Origin of the sequence: Ferruginibacter albus, from assembly GCF_020042285.1 — a bacterium.
Lineage (GTDB): Bacteria > Bacteroidota > Bacteroidia > Chitinophagales > Chitinophagaceae > Ferruginibacter > Ferruginibacter albus.
Map to the genome: position 1 here is coordinate 525,324 of NZ_CP083388.1, position 22,018 is coordinate 547,341.

Below are 22,018 nucleotides of genomic sequence, written 5' to 3' on the forward strand. Positions count from 1 at the left end.
TTATTGAATCACTAATACAGAACCTTTTAACTCGTACTTTTTATCGTTGATAATAAAACTTGCCAGCCAAACAAATGTTTGGTTGCCGGTAATAAAGCCATTAACCTTTCCGTCCCATTTGTTAGAAGGGTTGTATGATTCAAATACAATTTGTCCCCAACGATTATAAATAGTTAAATGATAATCGAAGATGGGACCTATTATTCCTGCCATACCAAACTTATCATTAACTCCATCTCCATTAGGAGTAAATGCGTTAGGAAAATAAACGCCTACACAATTACCATCTTTAATTAATATCGTATCGGAGCCCACACAGGTATTGCTATCTGTAACAGTAACCCAATAAACGCCTGGTTTCATTATTGTATAGGCTGAGGAGGTAGAACCATCCTGCCATAAATAAGTTTTGTAATTGCCCGGTGTTATTGTGAATGTTGTATCCGGGCATATAGTCATATCATTCCCTAAAGATACTTTTATAGGAGGTTGTTCTTTTATAATAAATGAAGATGTAGTTGCAGTACAATTATTCGCATCTTTAATTAAAACAAAATAACTGCCGGGTATAAGCGAATTGATTTGATTGCTGCTTCCTGTATTGCTATATAAACTTGTGTCTCCTGCCTGGATCGATTGCCAGCTATAATTAACAGGCACTGTGCCTGATGAAAGATTTGCTACAGCGGAACCATCGTTTAACTTACAACTGGTATAGGTATAGCTGACAGTTGCGGTTATAGGCTCGGGTTGAATAATAGCAACCGTTGTATTGATTTGGCAATGATTGTTATCTGAAACAGTAATTGTATAATTATTGGCAGCTAAGTTCACTGCTTTAAAACTATCACTTACATTAGGTTGCCATGAATAAGTATAAGGCAATGCACCTCCCGATGCATTTACAATAATAGCACCATCATTATCATCATAACACCGAAGGTTTGTTGATTTCGAGGTAACAATAAGCCCGGATGTTTGATCGTCTATTACAATATTATCAAAGGCAAAGCCATCATAGCTATTACATATTGTTCCTGCAGCAAAAACAAAACGAAAGGTTACTGATGATTTTCCTGCATAATTAGAAAGCATATGTTCTGCTGTAAGCCATTGACCGCTTCCTCCACCACCGCCACAACTACCGTTTCTGCCTGACGCACTTCCAGACCAACCGGATGAAGATGGCCCAACTGATAAATAACGAATGTTAGGGGAGTTAAACCAATTGGCATTGCCGCAATTTTTATCTCCTGCTGCGCCTACTGTTTGCCAGGTTTTACCAGCATCGGTAGAAGCTTGCAGTGTAGCACCATCGTATTGAGGTTCTGTATCCCAAAATACACTGAACTGAATAAATGGGTTCTTTAAATTGCTAAAATCAAAACAAGGACTTTGCACCCATTCAAGAGCATTGGATGCATAAGCGCCCGACGAAATACCGGTTACCCAACAATTATTTCCGGATGCTGCGCCTGTAATTACTTGCTTCTGCGGTGAACCCCATTGCCAATCATTGCCTGAACCACCGGCAAACCAATTGCCATTGCTGTTTTCAAAATCTTCATTGTATGGAAATGTATTAATTGGGGTAAGGCATTGCGATGATGCAGTGCAGAAGATCATACTAAAATAAATGATCATGAATGCACGAAAGGTTGCACTACTAATTACACGAATGGGCACTAATATAAAGTTAATTAGTACAAAATTATTCGTGTTCATCTGTGTCATTCGCTGTATAAAAAATTACAAAAACAAAAAAGCCGGAAAGCAGATCCGGCAATTATTATTTTTTAATTGCTGACTATTAATTAAAGTTGTATCCCCACTTAACAAGTGTAGCTCCCCATGTGAACCCTCCGCCAAAAGCGGCCAACACGATCATGTCGCCTTTTTTCAATTGTTTTTCCCAATCCCATAAACACAAAGGAATGGTAGCCGCAGTAGTATTGCCATAACGTTGAATGTTCAACATCACTTTTTCGGCAGGTAAACCAATGCGGTTGGCAGTAGCATCAATGATCCTTTTATTCGCCTGGTGCGGTACTAACCATGCGATATCATCGCCTGTTAAATTATTTCTTTGTAACAGGTCATAGGCAGCATCTGCCATACCTTTTACAGCTGCTTTAAAAACAGGTTGTCCATCCTGGAAAATATAATGTTCTTTTGCCGTAACAGTTTCAATAGAAGAAGGTTTTAAAGAACCGCCCGCTTTCATGTGCAGGTAAGCTTTGCCGCTTCCATCGCTTTTTAAAATACTGTCAATAATTCCGTTGCCTTCTGTATTTGCTTCCAGCAAAACAGCGCCGGCTCCGTCACCAAAAATGATGCAGGTAGTTCTGTCACTGTAATCCACAATAGCACTCATTTTATCAGCACCTACCACTATTACCTTTTTGTATTTTCCGCTTTCTATTAACCCCGCACCGGTAGTTACTCCAAACAAGAAGCCGGAACAAGCTGCGCTGAGATCAAATCCCCACGCATTAACAGCACCGATTTTATCGCAAACAATATTAGCTGTGGCAGGAAAAACCATATCCGGCGTAACAGTAGCACAAATCACACAATCGATCTCTTCAGGCGATATTCCTCTTTTTTTACAAATATCTTTTATGGCTTCTGCAGCCATATCGGAAGTGGCTAATCCTTCTCCTTTTAAGATCCTTCTTTCTTCAATACCCGTACGTGTTTTGATCCACTCATCGGTAGTATCCACCATTTTTTCCAGCATTGCATTGGTAAGTCTGAATTCCGGAACATACCCTCCCACAGAGGTAATGGAGGCAGTAATTTTTGACATAGTTTATAAAACGTTTTAACGTTATTAAGAGCGTGTGCAAAAATACAGTAAATACGCATTGCTTTCTTTAACGTGTTTGGTGATAAATAATTCCTATTTTCGCTACTGTGCAACTGCAATTATGTACGCTTATTTACAAGGAAGGTTTATTGACAAAACGCCGGCGCAGATCTATGTAGATGTGAATGGTGTTGGCTATGAAGTTAATATCAGCCTTAACACGTATTCACATATACAAAATATTGAACAAGGAAAGTTGTTTACTTACCTGCAGATCAAAGAAGATGCGCATGTTATATATGGCTTTTTTGATAAAACAGAAAAAGAGCTGTTTATTCAATTGATAGGTGTATCCGGAATTGGTGCAGCTACTGCCCGTATGATGCTGTCGTCCTTAAAACCAGAAGAAATTAGTCGTGCAATAGTTCAAAGCAACGTAAAGCTGTTAGAAAGCATCAAGGGAATAGGAAAAAAAACAGCAGAGCGGTTAGTTCTCGAATTAAAGGATAAAGTGGGTAAAACGGTTGCCGAAAATAATATTTTAGTTACTTCGGGCAATACTTTACAGCCTGATGCGTTGAATGCTTTAGTAGCCCTTGGAATTACACGTTCCATGGGAGAAGCAGCCGTACAAAAAGTATTATCGTTGGAACCCCACATCAGTGGTTTGGAAGAACTGATAAAAAAAGCTTTGAAAACTTTATGATGTAAGAAAATTCTACGTTAACTAAATTACCGGATGCTGTTTAAAAGAAAATTGATTTCAAACTATTTGAAATTGGGATTATTGCAGGTTGTACTGTCAATAGTCGTTTCTTCATCTTTGTTTGCGAACCCTGTTTCCCCTGTTACATACACTAATATTTCCTCAAAAGATTCATTACCTTTTCCTATTTCCGACAGGAGAGGAGATTATCTAAGCACTCCTAAAAGCACGTTCGATCTAAAAGATCCTTCTAACATCCAGGATTCAATTGCTTACGATCCACAAACGCATTTATACACAGTTTACGAAAAGATAGGCGATAAATATTATCGTACTCCTACTACTTACACCTTTGATGAATACTGGGCAATGGTGTCCAAACAGCAGCAAGATGATTATTTTAAAAAGCGTGCCAATACACTGGATATATTAAACAGGAAAATAACACAGCCTAAATTATCGATGTACGATAATTTATTCAATCGCTTATTCGGAAATGGCAAAATAGATATTATTCCACAGGGAAGTGTTAATGTAACAGCGGGCTACCAGGGGCAAAAGATCGGCAACCCAACATTACCGGAACAAGCAAGAAACAGTGGTGGGCTAGATTTTAATATGGATGCACAGGTAAATGTAAATGCCAATATCGGGGATAAGATGAAGTTCCCGATCAACTACAATACATTAGCCAATTTTGGACAGGAAAATCAATTGAAATTAGACTATACCGGTATTGATGATGAGATCGTAAAGAAATTTGAAGCAGGTAATGTTTCTTACAGCTCAAGAAGCACATTAATACCCGGTGCACAACAATTGTTTGGTGTAAAAGCACAATTGCAGTTTGGTAAATTGTTTGTTACCGCCGTATTAGCCAATCAAAAATCACAACGGCAAAGTGTAAACCTGCAAGGTGGTGCGGCATCGCAGGTTATTAATTTAAAGGCGGATGAATATGAGGAAAATCGTCACTTTTTGTTAGCGCAATATTTCCGCAGAAATTATAATAAAGTACTTTCAAACTTACCTGCTGTTACTTCGCCTGTACAAATTTTGCGTATGGAAGTTTGGGTTACCAACCATGTTGGTACAACAACGGATGCAAGAACGGTAGTAGGTTTAGCAGACCTGGCAGAAGATAGTCCGTACTTACAACCACCATTGATAAATGTTTTTGGCGGGTTGCCCAATAATAATTCAAATGATCTCTTAAGTCGTATAACCAGCAATCCTTCTAACCGTGACCCATCGCAGGTTTCAACCAATCTGCAGGGAATGGGGTTGTTTGCAGTACAGGATTTTGAAAAAACTTTCGCACGTAAATTAGATAGCACGCAGTATGTATATAACAGGCAGGTTGGTTACATATCTTTAAGTCAGCCTTTACAGCCGGATGAAGTATTAGCTGTAGCATATCAATATTCTTACAACGGTAAAATATACCAGGTGGGTGAGTTTTCTCAGGATGTACCGCCGGATAGTGCTACCGCTACTCAAAAAGTTTTATTCTTAAAATTATTAAAAGCTACTTCGCAACGTCCTGGCTTACCTATCTGGAAGTTGATGATGAAGAATGTGTATTCTGTAGGTTATGGAACATTAAGCCCAACTAATTTTAAGTTAGATGTTTTGTATCAAGAGCCAAGCTTAGGAGCTAAACGTTACGTTCCGTTTGGAGATAAGAATCAAGGACAACCGATTATTTCTTTATTGAATTTAGATAGACTGAATAATCAATTGGATCCTCAACCGGATGGTGTGTATGATTATGTAGAAGGTTACACAGTGATATCGCAATACAGTCGTATCGTATTTCCGGTACTGGAGCCGTTTGGTAGAGATCTGGCATCGCAGGTATATAACAGTGTGCCTACTAATGCAAAAGATACTTTGTTCTATGCATTGTATGATTCTATTAAAGCAGTAGCACAGCAATACCCGAATTTGAATCGCTTTCAATTAAAAGGTTCTGCAAGCACATCGGGCTCTTCTGATATAAGTATCGGGTACAATATTCCTCGTGGGTCCGTTACCGTTACTGCCGGCGGACAAACACTGGTAGAAGGAACAGATTATGATATTAACTATGATCTTGGAACTATCAAAATAATTAACCAGGCTGTATTAAATGCAGGCTTGCCTGTACAGGTGAATTTTGAAAATAATAACACCTTTGGTTTACAACAAAGAAGTTATACTGCATTGCGTTTGGATTACATGGCAAAAAACACCTCCAGCGAACAATTGAGTTTGGGCGCTACAATGGTTAAGCTAAGTGAACGCCCGTTCTTTACCAAAGTAAATTATGGTGAAGACCCGATCGATAACGTAATGTATGGTTTGGATGCAAGCTTGAAAAAAGACCTTCCACGCATCACAAAATTATTAGACAAGCTTCCTTTTTATTCAACAACAACGCCTACAACATTAAATGCATATGCAGAAGGTGCTTTATTTAAGCCGGGGCATGCGCCGCAAATAGGCAATGGTTCTGCGGGTGCTGTTTATATTGATGATTTTGAAGGAAGCGCTACGGGTATTGATCTGCGATTCCCTGCTATCAGCTGGGCATTGGCATCTACGCCATTAGGTGCTACAGATGCGAATGGAAATGAATTATTCCCTGAAGCAGGATTATTAAATAACCTTGATTATGGAAAAAACAGGGCTAAGCTGGCATGGTACCAGATAGAGCCTACATTACAACAATACCAGGGAACCAACAATCCACTGGGAACGAACCGTGCAGAGTTAAGTGATCCACGGGTGCGTATTGTTTATCAGAACGAGATCTTCCCGCAAAAAACAACCGACTTTGGACAAAGCCAGTTGGTAACATTCGATCTGGCTTATTATCCCAAAAACAAAGGACCTTATAATTTTGATATAACCAACATTAATAACGATAACACATTAAAAAATCCTGAAACAAGATGGGGTGGCTTAATGCGCAGCATTGATCAAACAGATTTTGAAACAGCCAATATTCAATTCATTGAATTCTGGATGCAGGATCCATATATAAGCAATAAGGTAAATCCTGCTCCGGGAAAACTATATTTCAACTTAGGAGATATTTCGGAAGATATTCTAAAAGACGGAAGACGTTTTTATGAGAATGGCTTACCAACACCTACAACACCTTCGCAGGTTGATAATTCTGTTTGGGGCAAATCGCCACGCAATCCAATTCAGCCAACCAACGCATTCAGTAATAATGCTGATGAAAGAGCTTTCCAGGATGTTGGTTTTGATGGCTTACCGGATGATTCTGAAAGAGTACAAAACAGTAGTTACTTACTTGCCTTGCAAACCCAGGTAAGCGGTGCTGCATTGCAAGCTGCTAATAATGATCCGGATGGTGATGATTACAGGCATTACCGCGATGCTGCATTTACAGGAAATGATGGTATCTTAAGCAGGTACAAAGATTTTAATAGTCCTGAAGGCAACTCGCCTGTGAATACCGGAAGCGCCTATTCTACTGCAGCAACATTATATCCTGATGGAGAAGATCTGAACCGTGACAATACGATGAATGAAACGGAACAGTATTTTCAATATGTGGTAAATATTGCGCCATCCAATGATCCAAGCGGTGTAATGGAAATTGGAAAGAATTTCATTGTTGATAAAAAAACGGTAGTAGTACATCCTGCGGATGGTTCAACAAGACCTGAAACATGGTACCAGTTCCGTATTCCTATTAGTGCGTATAATAATAAAGTAGGTAGTATTTCCGACTTTAAATCCATTCGTTTTATGCGCATGTTCTTGACAGGATTTTCGGATAGCATCGTGTTGCGTTTTGGTGAATTGCAATTAGAAAGAAATACCTGGAGAAATTATCAATATCAATTAGATTCTTCAGGCAACTATACACCTATTAACGACCAGGCAACTTTCAATGTAGGTTCTGTTAATATCGAACAAAATGATCAGCGTGCTCCATTACCTTATCGTACGCCTAAAGATATTCAACGTCAGCAGGTGCAAAGTAATAATGGTGTGAACTTATTATTGAACGAACAAAGTATGACGTTGCAGTTCTGTAGTTTGCCACAAGGTGCTTCACGAGGTGTATTTGAAACATTTGCCCAAAGAGATTTCAGATCATACGGTAATTTAGCAATGTACATTCATGCTGAAGCTAATCAAAAATTAGGAGGCGATCTGAAAGATACCGACATGGTAGCTATTGTAAGGATCGGTTCTGATTTTGTAAACAACTATTACGAAATTAAGATACCATTATATCTTACACCACTGGCAGCAGGTTCATTAAACCCTGATACAGATACCTATAACGATACCTTGTGGCGATCGATCAATAATTTAAATTTAGATCTGTCCTTATTACCACAATTAAAAGAACAACGAAATATAAATGGCAATGCAGGACATTTATATAGCCAGTTGCAATCCAACGGTCAAACCTATTCTATTTTAGGAGATCCTAACCTGGGAGAGGTGGATGGTGTTTTAATTGGTGTAAAGAACGTACATAACTCCAGCGCCTGTGGTGAGATGTGGGTAGACGAATTGCGTTTATCTAACATTAACGAACATGGTGGTTACGCTGCGGTTGGTAAATTAGATATGAACCTTGCAGACCTGGGTACGATCAGTGCTTCTGTAGCAACACACTCCAATGGCTTTGGAACATTAGAGCAAAAAGCCAATGAACGTTTCAGAGATGATTATACGCAATTTGATGTAGCTGCCAATTTGGAACTGGGTAAGCTATTACCTAAAAAAGCAGCTATCTCTATTCCTGTTTTTGCAAGCTATACACAATCGGTCAGCACTCCGGAGTATGATCCATATGACCTTGATATTAAACTGCAGGATAAGCTGGATGCTGCACAATCAAGCCAGGCAAGAGATTCCATACGCAATAATGCTGTTACATTCAACAGTACAAAAACCATCAACTTTACCAACGTAAAGAAAAATAAAACCAATAATAAAAAATCCAAGATATACGATATCTCCAACTTCGATCTGAGTTATTCATTTATTCAAATAAGCTCACATGATCCGTTAACGGAGTATAATGATATAACAAGGCACAGGGCGAATATCGGTTACAATTTCACATCACAACCTTCATACATCGAACCATTTAAAAAATTGAAATTCTTTAAAAAGAAAAACAAATCGCATTGGCTCGACCTGGTGAAAGATTTTAATTTCAATCTTGTTCCCTCTCAAATAAGTTTCAGAACAGATATCCAACGCCAGTTTGGGGTGTTGAAGCCACGTTCAATCGGGATAAGCAAGTACGATGTTCCTGAAACATACAACAAGTACTTTACCATGGAACGTGATTATATTTTCCGTTGGAATTTGACACGCTCACTCAACTTTAATTTGAATGCAGTTAATAACTCAAGAGTAGATGAACCATACGGACGTATTGACACAAAAGCAAAAAGCGATACGCTTTGGAATAATTTCTGGGACGGAGGAAGAAACACTAATTTTAATCAAACAGCGGATTTCTCTTATACCTTACCAACTTCCAAATTCCCTGCATTGGATTGGACAACGGTTAATTTAAAATACCAGGCTACCTACCAGTGGATAGGAGCATCATTGGCGGCTACTACCTTAGGCAATATATTAGAAAATGGCCAGCAGCAGGAAGCCACTGCGCAGCTTGATTTTACAAGATTGTATAATAAGTCTAAATTTTTAAGGGCATTGGATATGCCACAGGTGAAGAAAGAAAAAGCAGAAGTTAAAACCAAAACAGATACACTATTCCGGTTTGTTAGAAGAGACAGTATTAAGGTAAAAGAGATAAAACGTATTCGCACACGCAAAATAAAAGATCCGAACGCGATGCCTTATGTTGGCTTAGGTGCAAGGATATTCGGCAAGCTGCTTACCAGCATAAAACAAGTTAATATTTCACTTTCAGAAAATGCGAATACCCGTTTGCCGGGCTACACAGATAGCACACAATATGTTGGGCAGGATTGGAAAAGTATGCAGCCGGGCTTAGGCTTTATATTGGGACAACAACCGGATACCAGTTGGCTAAATGCTGCAGCTTCAAAAGGATTAATAACAAAGGACACTAATTTTAACAGCTTATTCCAGCAAACCTATACACAGCGGTTAACCTTAACTGCTCAATTAGAACCCGTAAGAGATCTGAACATAAGCATTAACGTTAGTAAGTCGTTCAATAAAAATTATTCTGAAACATTTAAATATGCAGATACCACCAACCAGGGGTTAAACTATCACTTCGGACATTTAACACCTTATACCGGTGGCGGCTTTGATATAAGTTATATTTCATTCGGAACGTTGTTTGGTCATTTCGATCCAAATCAGATATCTCAAACCTTTATCAATTTTGAAAATTACCGGAAAACGATATCGAAACGTTTGGGAATAGCTAATAAATATAATGTGGATGGCGCAAATGGCGCTAATACGTTGCCCGATGCGGAAGGATATTATTATGGATATAGTAAATATGCAACAGATGTATTGATCCCGGCATTTATTGCAGCTTATTCAGGAAAAGATCCTAACTCGGTCGGTTTATTAAATCAAAGCAACGCGAATATAAAATCCAATCCATTTAGTAATTTTTTACCGGAGCCTAACTGGAAGATCGATTACAACGGGTTAAGTAAGATAAAAGGATTTGATAAAATATTTACCAGCTTTACATTATCCCATGGTTACACAGGTGATCTGAGTATGAATGGATTTACATCAGCGTTATTATACCAGGATGTATCGCGTTATGGCTATCCATCTTTCTATGACCCGGGTTCTAAAAACTACGTTCCTTATTTCCTGGTGCCGAATATTACCATACAGGAACAGTTTTCTCCTTTAATTGGTATGGATATGACATTTACCAATCAATGGCAGGTTAAGTTCGAATATATTAAACAACGTACACTAAGTTTAAGTTTGGTCGATTATCAATTGAGTGAAACACGCTCTACAGAGTTTTCATTTGGTGCAGGTTATCGGAAACGTGGATTGAAATTGTTAGCCGGGTTGAATCTTCCTAAGTTTTTAAGCAAATCAGGGGGTAACAAACTGGATAATGAAATTAATTTTAGGGTAGATGTAAGAGTTAGAGATAATGCTACATCTAACAGTTGGCTCGACCAGGATAGTAAATATGCAACTTCAGGAAGTAAGGAAATAACAATATCTCCAACGGTAGATTATTATCTTAATAGTAAGGTAAACATCAAGCTTTACTTTGATCAGCGGCAGGTAATACCATATGTATCTTCCAGTGCTCCTATTACCACTACACGGGCGGGAGTACAGGTGAGGATATCATTAGCACAATAAAAATTTAATAGTAATAAAAAATAAGGAGTGAATATTCACTCCTTATTTTTTTAATGCTTCCCTTACTTTGGGCGCTATTTTAGTTCCGTAAATTTCAATAGACTTCATCATAGATTGATGAGAAGGTGCGCCAACATCCATATGCGCTGAAAAACGTGTTAGTCCGAATATTTCATGTAAGTATAAAATTCTATCAATCGCTTCTGATGCATCACTAATAATTAATGCTCCCTCTTTGCTTCTTCCGAAATCAAATTGAGAACGCTGATACGATTGCCAGCCGCGGCTTTTACCAACTCTGTCCATTTGTGCTGCATAAGAAGGATAAATTTCATCTGCTATCTCTTTGCTATCATCTCCAAAGAAAGCATGTACATGCACACCTACCTCAAATTTATTCATATCATGTTTAAAGTGCTGGTAGGCTTCTTTATAATAATTAAACAATGGAACAAATTGAGATGGAGAACCACCGATAATGGCAAATACTACCGGCAATCCATACTTTGCAGCCCGTACAACAGATTCAGGAGTGCCACCTACAGCCACCCATATTTTTAAATTATCGTTTACTGCTCTTGGTAAGATCAATTGATTATTTAAGTCGGGTCTTAATTTTCCTTTCCAGGTGATCGGATTCTCTTTATTTAATTTAACTAAAAGCTCCAGCTTTTCTTCAAACAGTTCCTCATAATTTTTAAGATTATAACCATAAACAGGAAACGATTCAATAAAACTTCCACGACCGGCTACTAATTCCGCCCTTCCGTTACTAAGTTGGTCTATAGTTGCAAAGCTTTGATATAATCTTACTGGATCAGAAGAGCTTAATACAGATACTGCACTTCCAAGTTTTATATGTTTAGTTACAGAAGAAGCTGCTGCCAATACGATCTCCGGAACAGAAACAGCATATTCTTCGCGGTGATGTTCACCAATGCCAAAGAAATCAAGACCTACTTCATCCATCAATTTTATTTCTTCTATCAATTGCTGCAATCTTTCTCCGGATGATTGAATCTTTCCGTCTTGGGCAATTTGCAGATCGCCGAACATATCTATACCTAATTCCATGTGTATTTTTTAATGAAGTTAAATGCTTAAAGCTAAAACAGGAATACTATATACAAATAGCAAAGTGAAGTTGTTTAAAATGGAGGGTATCTAATCAAGTTTTATATAAGTATCAGTATTTTCCGGTGTTTCTTTTTTGATCCATTTTTTGTGCTTATAACAGTAAAGGGATTGAATTTTTAATAGGCGGCTATTTTCAAAACGAATTAATTTTTTAAAATACCTTCTTCTTTTATCGCCTTCAATAATTATAATAGCGGGGTTGGTAGAGTTGTCAAGCGCATAAACAACTGTAAATAATTTTTTATTTTCTACCATTACATCGTAATGACTGCTGTCGATAAAATGTATTGTTTCAAATTGATCAATATTTGTCCAGTAAGTGCCAATTAGTTTGGTATAAGTTACAGACTGGCTATGCACGCTGATGGCTGAAAATATTACTATCGGTAATAGATATAGCTTTTTCATTGGGAAAGTTTTATCAGGTTGTATTCTTATAATAAAGATTGCGATCGGGTTAAATAGGATGCATTGATAGCCTTTTAGAATTGTTGACATAGATTAAATATTTCAGTTACAGTGGCAGGGGGATTTTCCCATTTTAAAAAAAGTAATCCATTATTATGTTCGCATTACGATTAGATTTTAAAAATGAGAGTAATTCGACACATCCCTGTATTACTGCTAATTCAATTGCTTTATAACAGCGTTAAAGCACAAAATTTTGCATTCAATAATAGCGGAGCATTGCCTGATACAAGTGCAATCGTAGATGTTACCAGCACTACAAAAGGTTTTTTGTTGCCTCGAATGACATCTTCGCAAGCGGCATTAATACCAAAGCCGGCTAAAGGATTGTTGCTTTATAATCAAGATATTGATGCGTTGCAATTAAATATCGGTACTTCTGCCAGCCCATCATGGCAAACGGTATCTTTTTTAAAAAATAGTTGGTTGGTTACAGGGAACAGCGGTATACCATCTGCGTCCAGGTTTATTGGTACTACGGATAGCGTGAGCTTACGTTTTCGTACCAATAATATAGCTAGAATGGTAATTGACAGTTTGGGAAGTGTAGGAATTGGTACCGCAACACCTAATGCAGCTGCTAAATTAGATATTAGCGGAAATGTTAAGCTGGGAACAACGGGAACAGTTATTAAAAACATAATTGCTTTTTCATCCACAATAAGCTCAACAGCTATCAATGCACCTAATACATCTGCTCTTAATGTGGCAGGTGTTAGCGTATTGGGAAGTTATTCAGCATCAGTTACAGATGTAACGGTCAATATTCCTTCGGGTAGTCAGCCTGGTACTACATCTGCAGTAGTGAATGTTTCACCCGGCTTCGATCTGCCGACAGGTGTTAGCATTGCATCGGCACGGCTCATTTCTTCTACCCAACTTAAAATACGTTTTTTAAATGCAGGTTCTGCAGCACAGTCACTAACAGGAATTCTTTACATTACCATTACGGAGTTTTGATATTCATAACCATTTAACCGAATTGTACTTTTGGGGCTTAGTAAAACAAAGAGGGAGCAAATCCCTCTTTTATTGTTTTTGTAAAAATGGCTGAATTATTGTTATACCTTGTTTATACTTTAAACTATAGGATATGAAAAAAGAAAATAAAAAGCACAGTAATTCTGAAGAAGACAAAAAATTTCCATTGCCGATCTATGATAAATCGGAAGATATTTATAATCAGCAAAAAGAACTGCCCCTGGATGAACAAAAGAATGAAGATGATAGATCGTTAGATGAAGGGCTTGATATACCAGGTGCGGAATTAGACGACGACAATGAAAAGATCGGTGAAGAGGATGAAGAAAACAACTATTATAGTTTAGGAGGAGATGACCATAATGATCTGGAAGAAGAGAAAGAATAAAGTTTACGGCAAAGGTTAAAGAATGCTCCTAGTGCATAAGTGATTAGTGATATTTTCTGATCTAAAAAGAAAAATTAGTTCCTCACCGGCTTACCGCCTTTCAATACACTTTGTATTCTTTCCAGCGTTTTCTTTTCGCCGCAAAGACTAAGAAATGCCTGGCGTTCAAGATCGAGTAAATATTGTTCGCTTACTACTGATTGCTCACTCAGATCACCGCCGCACATTACATAAGCTAATTTTTTTGTGATCAACACATCATGATCAGTAGCGCAGTTGCCACGCCACATTCCATTGATGCCTGCATACAAAGCGCCAAGCGCTGAGCGCCCCAATACTTTAATATCATTACGTGGAGCAGGTGCTACATATCCGTCATCGAACAATTCAATTACTGCTTTTTTTGCTTCTGCAATTCTTCGGGATTGGTTGATGCAAACAATATCCCTGTCTTTTTTATAGATGCCCAGATCGAATGCTTCCTGCGCAGATGTACTAACCTTTGCTGTTGCAATAGTAATGAAACGATTCATTAAGGTAATCGTTTCTGGTTCGTTGTGATGCATTTCATCGGCAGCACGTAACGCAAACTCTTTGCTGCCACCACCCGCAGGAATAACACCCACACCAACTTCCACCATGCCGATATATGTTTCTGCAGCAGGAATAATTTTGTCTGCATGCAAATTCAATTCGCAAGCACCACCTAATGTTAAGCCGTGCGGTGCTACTACAACAGGGATAGAGGAATAACGCACTTTCATCATCGTATTTTGAAAAGTGCGTACTGCCATATCCAATTCATCAAACTCCTGTTCAACAGCATACATAAAGAAGATGCCAACGTTTGCGCCTGCAGAAAAATTGTTACCACTATTGGCAATCACCAATCCTTTATATTTTTCTTCTGCCAATGAAACAGATTTGCTGATGCCTTCCAATACTTCGCCGCCAATGGTTCCCATTTTAGTATACCATTCTAAACCAAGCACATCATTACCTAAATGATACGTACGACAGGCGCTGTTTTTCCAAACGGTATCGTTCTCGAAATTTTTCATTACTATAAACGCTTCACCACCGGGAATTGGCTTGTATGCTTTGGAACGAACGTCGTAATATAAACGCTTTCCGTTTTCTACTTTATAAAAAGAAGTAATTCCTTTTGCTAACATTTCTTCTACCCATGGAGAAATTTTGAAACCAGCAGCTTTCATTGCTTCCGTGGTTTTTGTAACGCCTAAAGCATCCCAAGTCTCAAATGCGCCTATTTCCCAACCAAAGCCTGCCATCATTGCATCATCCAATCTATATAGCTCATCACTTATTTCAGGAATGCGATGTGATATGTAGGAAAATAAATTGGAATGAAACTGGCGGTAAAATTCACCGGCTTTATCTTGTCCCACAAATAATGTTTTGATCCTTGTTTTTAGCTCATCAATTGGTTTGGCTGTTTCAACTGTTGCAAACTTTGCTTTAGTTCGGGGTTTGTATTCAAATGTTTTTAGATCGAGTGTTAATATCTCGCTTTCGCCGGAAGCATTTTTTATCTTTTTAAAGAAACCTTGTTTGGTTTTATCTCCCAACCAACTGTTCTCTACCATTTTATTCAACCAGGAAGGAATGGTAAAGATTTCTTTCGCTTCATCATCCGGGCAATTATCATGTACTCCTTTAGCCACTTTAACCAATGTGTCAATTCCCACTACATCAGCAGTTCTAAAAGTAGCTGATTTAGGTCGGCCTATGATCGTCCCGGTTAACGCATCTACTTCGTCTATGCTTAACTGTAACGCATCAATCAATTTAAAAATTGACATGATACTGAATACGCCGATACGATTCGCTATGAAAGCAGGCGTGTCTTTACATAACACGGTCGTTTTTCCAAGATATAGATCGCCGTAATGCATTAAGAAATCTACCACTTCAGCATCTGTATATTTTGTAGGAATAATTTCGAGCAAACGCAAGTAGCGTGGCGGATTGAAGAAATGCGTACCGCAAAAATGCTTTTTAAAATCATCGCTTCTGCCTTCTGCCATTAAATGGATCGGAATGCCTGAAGTATTAGACGTGATCAATGTTCCGGGCTTACGGTATTTTTCTACTTCAGAAAAAATGGATTGCTTAATGTCCAATCGCTCTACTACTACTTCAATTATCCAATCGCAGGTAGTAATATCTTTCATGTTATCAGTAAAATTCCCTGTCTTAATTTTTTTGATGACATCTTTATGATAAACAGGAGAAGGATTGCTTTTTACAGCCGTGGCTAACGCTTCGTTTACTATTTTATTCTTATCACCTTCTTTACTTTCTATATCTAGCAATAAAACCTGTAATCCAATGCCTGCAAAATGGCAGGCGATGCGGCTGCCCATAACGCCGCTACCTAATACGGCAACTTTTTTAATGATTCTTTTTGTCATACGGCAAAATAGTTAGTTAAACAACTATCGTTACCGAAGTTAGTATTTTAATTACACGAATGGAAACGAATTAGGCGAATTTTTTGTGAAGAAAAAATCTTTATCAACCTTGATTTAAAATTAACTTACTCCACTACCGCCATCAATCTGATTTTCCGGAGAAACGAAATGAAGCTTTCCGTCTTTATCCTCTGCCATTAAGATCATTCCATTGCTTTCGATGCCTTTCATTTTACGAGGAGCAAGATTGGCAACAATTACTACTTGTTTACCAATAATGTCTTCGGGTTGGTAATGCAATGCAATGCCACTTACAATAGTGCGTTTTTCAAAACCTAGATCTACTTCCAGCTTCAACAGCTTATCTGCTTTTGCAACTTTTTCCGCTGATAAAATAATTCCTGTTCGTAGATCGATCTTTGCAAAATCATCAAACTGAATAGTTGGTTTCAATGTTGCAACAGTTGCTGTTAAATTATTTGTTGATGGTTTATTTGTTTCCATCTTTTTACTTCTTTCTTTTAGTTTTTCTATTTGTGCTGCTACTTCCGCATCTTCAATTTTCCTGAATAATAATTGCGGCTCACGTAAAGAATAACCAACACTTAACAGCTTGGATTTGCCTGCATTTTCCCATTCCAGCATTTTGTCTACCACTTTCATCATGTTCAACATTTTCTTAGCAGTGAAAGGCAGGAAAGGGTTAATGAAAATGGCGAGATTGGCTGTTAACTGTAAGCATACATGCAAGCAATTATCGATTGATTTTTGAGCTTCTGTTGTCGGTTGTCTGTCATCGTTGGTTTGCTTGGCAACGATCCACGGTTGTTTATCCTGCATGTACTTATTGCCCTTTCTTGCAAGGTCAATCACTTCAAACAGTGCATCTCTAAAGCGATATTCTTCAAGCAGATTTTCAATTTTTGATTTAGAACTTTCGATAGCAGCAAACAATTCTTTATCCGCATTATCGAACACATCAGCATGCAATACCGGAACCTTTCCTTTACACAACTTGTGCATCAGCACCCAGGTTCTGTTTATAAAATTCCCGAAAATAGCTACCAGCTCACTATTCACCGCATCCTGGAAACCTTTCCAGGTAAACTCACTGTCTTTATTTTCAGGTGCGATGGTAGTTAAATAGTAGCGCAGAGAATCTATCAACATATCACCTCCGTTTTCTTTCTTCACAAAATCATCAATATAATCCTGCATTTCAATGCTCCATCCACGACTGGTACTCATCTTATCACCTTCCAAATTCATGAATTCGTTGGCAGGAACATTATCCGGCAAAATATTTCCATGAAGCTTCAACATCACAGGGAAAATAATACAATGGAAAACGATATTATCCTTACCTATAAAATGAACAAGCTTAGTGTCTTTATCATTCCAGTAAGGTTGCCAATCTTTATTATTATCTAAAGCCCATTGCTTGGTAGCGCTGATATAACCGATCGGCGCATCAAACCAAACATACAATACTTTGCCTTGTGCATCTGTTAGTGGCACTTTTATTCCCCAATCCAGATCCCTTGTAACAGCACGAGGTTGTAAACCTGCATCCAGCCAGCTTTTACATTGTCCCAATACATTTGTTTTCCAGTCTTCTCTATGTTCCGCTAATACCCAATTTTTTAAGAACTCTTCGTGTTTGTTTAACGGCAAGTACCAATGCTTGGTTTGTTTTTTTATAGGAGGATTACCGCTTAATGTACTGCGTGGATTTATCAATTGCTCCGGACTTAAAGATGTTCCGCAACGTTCACATTGATCACCATACGCATTTTCGTTTGCACAAACCGGGCAAGTGCCCACAATATATCTATCTGCTAAAAATGTTTTTGCTTCTTCATCGTAGAATTGTTCAGTTTCTTTTATCTCTAGTTCACCTTTATCATTTAGAGCTGTAAAAAACTCCTTGGCTGTTTCATGATGAATAGGAGATGAGGTACGATGATAGATATCGAATGAGATGCCCAGATCGCCCATATTACTTTTCAGTATCTCATGGTATTTATCTACAATTTCTTTTGGCGTAGTTTTTTCTTTCATCGCCTGGATGGTAATAGCAGCACCATGTTCATCGCTGCCGCATACATATACAACGTCTCGCTTTTGTGCACGCAGGTAACGTACATAAGTATCCGCAGGTAAATAAGCGCCTGCTAAATGCCCGATATGCTTAAGCCCGTTCGCATAAGGAAGGGCTGATGTTATTAAGTATCTCTTAGGTTGTTTCATCGGCTGCAAAAATACTTGATAGCAGATTACTAAAAAATAAAAAAGCCATCACAGACGTGACGGCTTCGCTTGCTTACGAACAAAACAGAACTACCTGTTTATTTTGCTTATTGACGATTGCAGACGGGTTGTCGGAATTTCTTCAAATTGTAATCCTGTTATTTCGGTATTATTTATAATGGCTTCCTTTTTAGCCAAGACTGTTTTACCTTTTTTATTAATACCGAAACTAACAATGGTTACTTCTTCTCCAAGCGGTATGTCTGAAAATATCACCTGGTTTTTTATGGGCATTCCGTCCATTATGGATCGAACGCTTTTAAAGATCAATGTTGTATAATAATTTTTAGCAGTATCATTAAGTTTTACGATAATTGCTGTTTTCTTTCTTGGGTCATTGCTAAAGCGGTCACAATTGATCCATCCTAGCTGTGTTATATTGATGCTGTACCTGTTTTGTAATTGCTGAAAACCATTATTTATAAATTCATCTGCTGGTCTATCCATGATTGTTATTCCCCCCATGTTTTGTTGATCATTACTGTTAGTAACAGTATCAACAACTTCAATGGAATCCGAAGACTGCACCAATTGTAAACTTTTTATAGTTGATGTATCGTTTCTGCTTGCCAGTATTGGCAATTGGTATTTACCCGCTTCTTCTTTCGAAATCCAGACTGTATCACCTATCGCATTATGTGAAAAATCTACTGAATCATTGGTGGGCTGGGCAAAATAACCTCTCCATGAATTTCTAAACCTGATCTTATAGTAGCCATACTTTTTTAGTAAAAGATTTTTAAATGTTGAACGTGGAATACTTTCGTTTTCTGTGATGATAAAATATCCTATTCTTCCTTTTTTTGTTTCTTCTATTTTAAACGGTCTGTTTCTGATATCTAATACTTTTACTTCTGTTTTAATTGTTTGCGTAGAAATAGTTTGATATGCTGCAGGCTTAAGAACTTTTCTCTTCCTTAAAATATTTTTTTCAGTATAGTCGTTTTCCAGTCCTGCTATTGATTTATCAGTTGTTGTTACAGAAAAATATTCATGCTGCGCTTTCCAGTTAATTTCGCCTGAATTAAGCATTGTGCCTGTAAATAATTGCATTTGAGACATGTCTTTCGTTCCTTCCGGTAGATACCAACGAATGCTTTTGCCGGGTTTTAGATCAATGGATTTTCCATTTACAAATGCTCTTACTTCAATCATGCCCCCCGTAATTAATTGCTTGTCATTGCTCATTGTAGTAAGATGATTCAGCACCATATCGGAAGTTTTATAAAACTCACGTAGAACTATTTTTATTCTGCTATTTCCTCCAAAACTATTAGCCGGTATTAATAAAGATGTTCCTTGGCTGCCGGTCAAAATAGTGTCTTTATTATTAGCAATTATGAATACCTGTACTTTTTGATAAATATTGTCAGAAAGAGCTTTTAATAGCCCTTGTTTAACAGGTATAACGGTTGGTGTTGTGATAGTAAGTTCAGGCGTTGATGTATCTGTAATTGGAATAAGATTGTTTACAGAATTTTTATTTGAACCTATTGCCTTATTTGCACCGGTAGTTGAGATCGCTTTTTCATTTCCTTTTTTATTGAAAATAAAAATACCGGCTATAACAACTGTTGCGGATGTAATGATCCATGCCCAGTGATTGATATTGATCTTCGGAACTTTGGAAGAAGCGGGAGCCGGGTTAGCAGCAGGCAGCATGGTTTGCATCTGTTTCCAATGCGCATCCATGTTGCTTAGATCAGGCAACTGCTGATTCTCTAGCTGCTGTAATTTATTTTGTATGTTTTTATCCTGCTGCATTTACTTTTAATTCGATTTTAGAAAGGTTTTCTAATTTAGTTTTCAGTAGTTTTTTTGCTTCGCTCACATGCCATTTACTGGTGCCCTCGCTGATGTCTAACTGCTCTGCAATTTGCTTATGTGTAAAACCATCATATATGTATAGATTAAACACAGTAGCAGTAGCATTGGGCAGGGTTGAGATCAATTGCTGGATTTCCTTTCCGGATACCCTGTCAAATGCTTCGGGCGCCAGTACTATTTCATCTTCAGAAATATAGGATACGGATTGCTTGAAAATGTTTTTCTTTTTACAAAAGTCAATAGCGCAGTTAATTACAATTGTTTTAATCCATGATAATAGTTTTCCTTCATCGGTATATTTTACTAAATTTTTAAAAACTCTCAGCATTGCATTATTAAATATAATGCCGGCGCCATCTGCATCCCCACCATAGCGATAGCATATTTTTATCATTTCAGGATAACAAAGCCGGTACAACTGTTGCTGGGCAACCGTTTCGTTCTTTATGCATCCTTCAATGATTATCTGGAGGTTGTTGTTCAAAAATTTACGTTGAGTTAAAAATTGATTCATCTAATATATAGAACTATGAAGGAAGGAAAAAGGGTTGGGTATTTTTTAAAAAATATTTTAAATAAGCATAAATTAGAGGATGAACCGGAAAAATTTTCTTTCTTCTATTATTCCATTGGGTGCTGTGGCTTCGGGTATGCTTCGGGGAAAGGATATAATTGAAGAGTCACAGGCAGTTTCGAAAGTTCCTTTGTATTTAAAATCGGGCGACACCATTGGCATTTGCTGCACAGCTGGTTATATTTCTTTAGAAGATACTCAGCCTGCCATCAATAAATTAAAAGAATGGGGTTTCAAGATCCGGGTGGGCAGCACAATCGGCAAAAGAGACTTTACTTTTGGAGGGACTGATGAAGAGCGGCTGAACGATTTTCAGCAAATGCTGGATAACAAGATGATTAAAGCCATTATGTGTGCCAGGGGAGGATACGGCGCTATACGGATCATCGATTCAATCGATTTTTCACGATTCACCAATAATCCAAAATGGATAATAGGCTTTAGCGATGCTACAGTTTTACATTCGCACATCAATAGCAATTACAATATTGCCAGCCTTCACTCAAAAATGTGCAATAGTTTTCCTGCTGATTGGAGCACTGCAGAGCCAATACAGATCGATTCCATCGAATCTATCAAAAAATGTTTATGCGGTGATAAGATGACTTATACGATTGCCCCGAATACAAATAATAAACAAGGAATTGCAGAAGGCGAATTAATTGGCGGCAATTTAAAAACCCTTGAAACTCTTTCTGGTTCTATATCTGAAATAAAAACAGCCGGTAAGATCTTATTTGTAGAAGATACCAATGAATATTTGTACAGCATCGACAGAATGTTTTGGAACCTGAAACGAACCAATAAGCTATCCAAATTAAAAGCGTTAATTGTTGGTGGATTTAAAACAAAGAATGATGATGCCGGCGAAGAGTTTGGAAAAACAGTGGAACAAATAGTTTTAGAAAAAGTAAAAGAATATAATTATCCTGTTTGTTTTGATTTTCCTGTTGGGCATCAAAAAAATAATTTTGCGTTGAAGTGTGGAGTAAAACATACACTTACCGTTAACTCAACACAATGCACACTAACTGAAACCTGA

Annotated in this window: 13 protein-coding genes; 5 read left to right on the top strand and 8 right to left on the bottom strand. The window is 37.8% G+C overall.

All coding sequences use genetic code 11. From position 1 onward, the window contains the following. Positions 1-1,734 carry a T9SS type B sorting domain-containing protein gene (locus K9M53_RS02405; protein WP_224017650.1) on the bottom strand — a complete coding sequence of 578 codons (1,734 nt, stop codon included), beginning with the start codon at positions 1,732-1,734 and terminating at the stop codon, positions 1-3. Between the two features lie 76 nt (positions 1,735-1,810). Then, a complete protein-coding gene (locus K9M53_RS02410) occupies positions 1,811-2,809 on the bottom strand; it encodes a beta-ketoacyl-ACP synthase III (RefSeq protein WP_224017653.1) in 999 nt (332 codons plus the stop codon). A gap of 121 nt (positions 2,810-2,930) precedes the next feature. Here K9M53_RS02410 and ruvA point away from each other — a divergent pair, with 121 nt between their 5' ends. Both ruvA and sov read left to right on the top strand, forming a co-directional pair. Continuing rightward, on the top strand, positions 2,931-3,515 hold the full coding sequence (gene ruvA / locus K9M53_RS02415; RefSeq protein WP_224017654.1) for a Holliday junction branch migration protein RuvA: 585 nt from the start codon (positions 2,931-2,933) through the stop codon (positions 3,513-3,515). A 33-nt stretch (positions 3,516-3,548) separates the two neighbouring features. Further along, complete coding sequence (sov, locus tag K9M53_RS02420) at positions 3,549-10,856, top strand: T9SS outer membrane translocon Sov/SprA (protein WP_224017656.1); 7,308 nt, start codon at positions 3,549-3,551, stop codon at positions 10,854-10,856. A gap of 42 nt (positions 10,857-10,898) precedes the next feature. Here sov and K9M53_RS02425 read toward each other — a convergent pair whose 3' ends face one another. Both K9M53_RS02425 and K9M53_RS02430 read right to left on the bottom strand, forming a co-directional pair. Then, positions 10,899-11,930: an LLM class flavin-dependent oxidoreductase gene (locus K9M53_RS02425; RefSeq protein ID WP_224017658.1), complete on the bottom strand. Its 1,032-nt coding sequence runs from the start codon at positions 11,928-11,930 to the stop codon at positions 10,899-10,901. Positions 11,931-12,020: 90 nt separating this feature from the next. After that, positions 12,021-12,401: a hypothetical protein gene (locus K9M53_RS02430; protein ID WP_224017660.1), complete on the bottom strand. Its 381-nt coding sequence runs from the start codon at positions 12,399-12,401 to the stop codon at positions 12,021-12,023. A gap of 183 nt (positions 12,402-12,584) precedes the next feature. Between K9M53_RS02430 and K9M53_RS02435 the strand changes: the two genes are divergently transcribed. Both K9M53_RS02435 and K9M53_RS02440 read left to right on the top strand, forming a co-directional pair. Then, positions 12,585-13,421: a hypothetical protein gene (locus K9M53_RS02435; protein WP_224017662.1), complete on the top strand. Its 837-nt coding sequence runs from the start codon at positions 12,585-12,587 to the stop codon at positions 13,419-13,421. A gap of 133 nt (positions 13,422-13,554) precedes the next feature. Further along, positions 13,555-13,830, top strand: a complete 276-nt coding sequence (locus K9M53_RS02440) for a hypothetical protein (RefSeq protein ID WP_224017664.1) — start codon at positions 13,555-13,557, stop codon at positions 13,828-13,830. A gap of 74 nt (positions 13,831-13,904) precedes the next feature. Here the strand turns inward: K9M53_RS02440 and K9M53_RS02445 are convergent, their stop codons facing one another. The 4 genes from K9M53_RS02445 to K9M53_RS02460 all read right to left on the bottom strand — a co-directional run bounded on the left by K9M53_RS02445 (position 13,905) and on the right by K9M53_RS02460 (position 20,886). Further along, positions 13,905-16,265, bottom strand: coding sequence for a 3-hydroxyacyl-CoA dehydrogenase/enoyl-CoA hydratase family protein (locus K9M53_RS02445; protein ID WP_224017666.1), 2,361 nt, complete (start codon positions 16,263-16,265; stop codon positions 13,905-13,907). 120 nt (positions 16,266-16,385) lie between these two features. After that, on the bottom strand, positions 16,386-18,524 hold the full coding sequence (gene metG / locus K9M53_RS02450) for a methionine--tRNA ligase (RefSeq protein ID WP_224017668.1): 2,139 nt from the start codon (positions 18,522-18,524) through the stop codon (positions 16,386-16,388). An 81-nt stretch (positions 18,525-18,605) separates the two neighbouring features. Then, positions 18,606-20,339, bottom strand: coding sequence for a hypothetical protein (locus tag K9M53_RS02455; RefSeq protein WP_224017670.1), 1,734 nt, complete (start codon positions 20,337-20,339; stop codon positions 18,606-18,608). After that, positions 20,326-20,886: an RNA polymerase sigma factor gene (locus K9M53_RS02460; protein WP_224017672.1), complete on the bottom strand. Its 561-nt coding sequence runs from the start codon at positions 20,884-20,886 to the stop codon at positions 20,326-20,328. The genes K9M53_RS02455 and K9M53_RS02460 overlap by 14 nt, the downstream gene beginning before the upstream one ends. A 109-nt stretch (positions 20,887-20,995) precedes the next feature. On the opposite strand from K9M53_RS02460, the gene K9M53_RS02465 reads away from it, so the two are divergent. Continuing rightward, on the top strand, positions 20,996-22,018 hold the full coding sequence (locus tag K9M53_RS02465) for a S66 peptidase family protein (protein WP_224017674.1): 1,023 nt from the start codon (positions 20,996-20,998) through the stop codon (positions 22,016-22,018).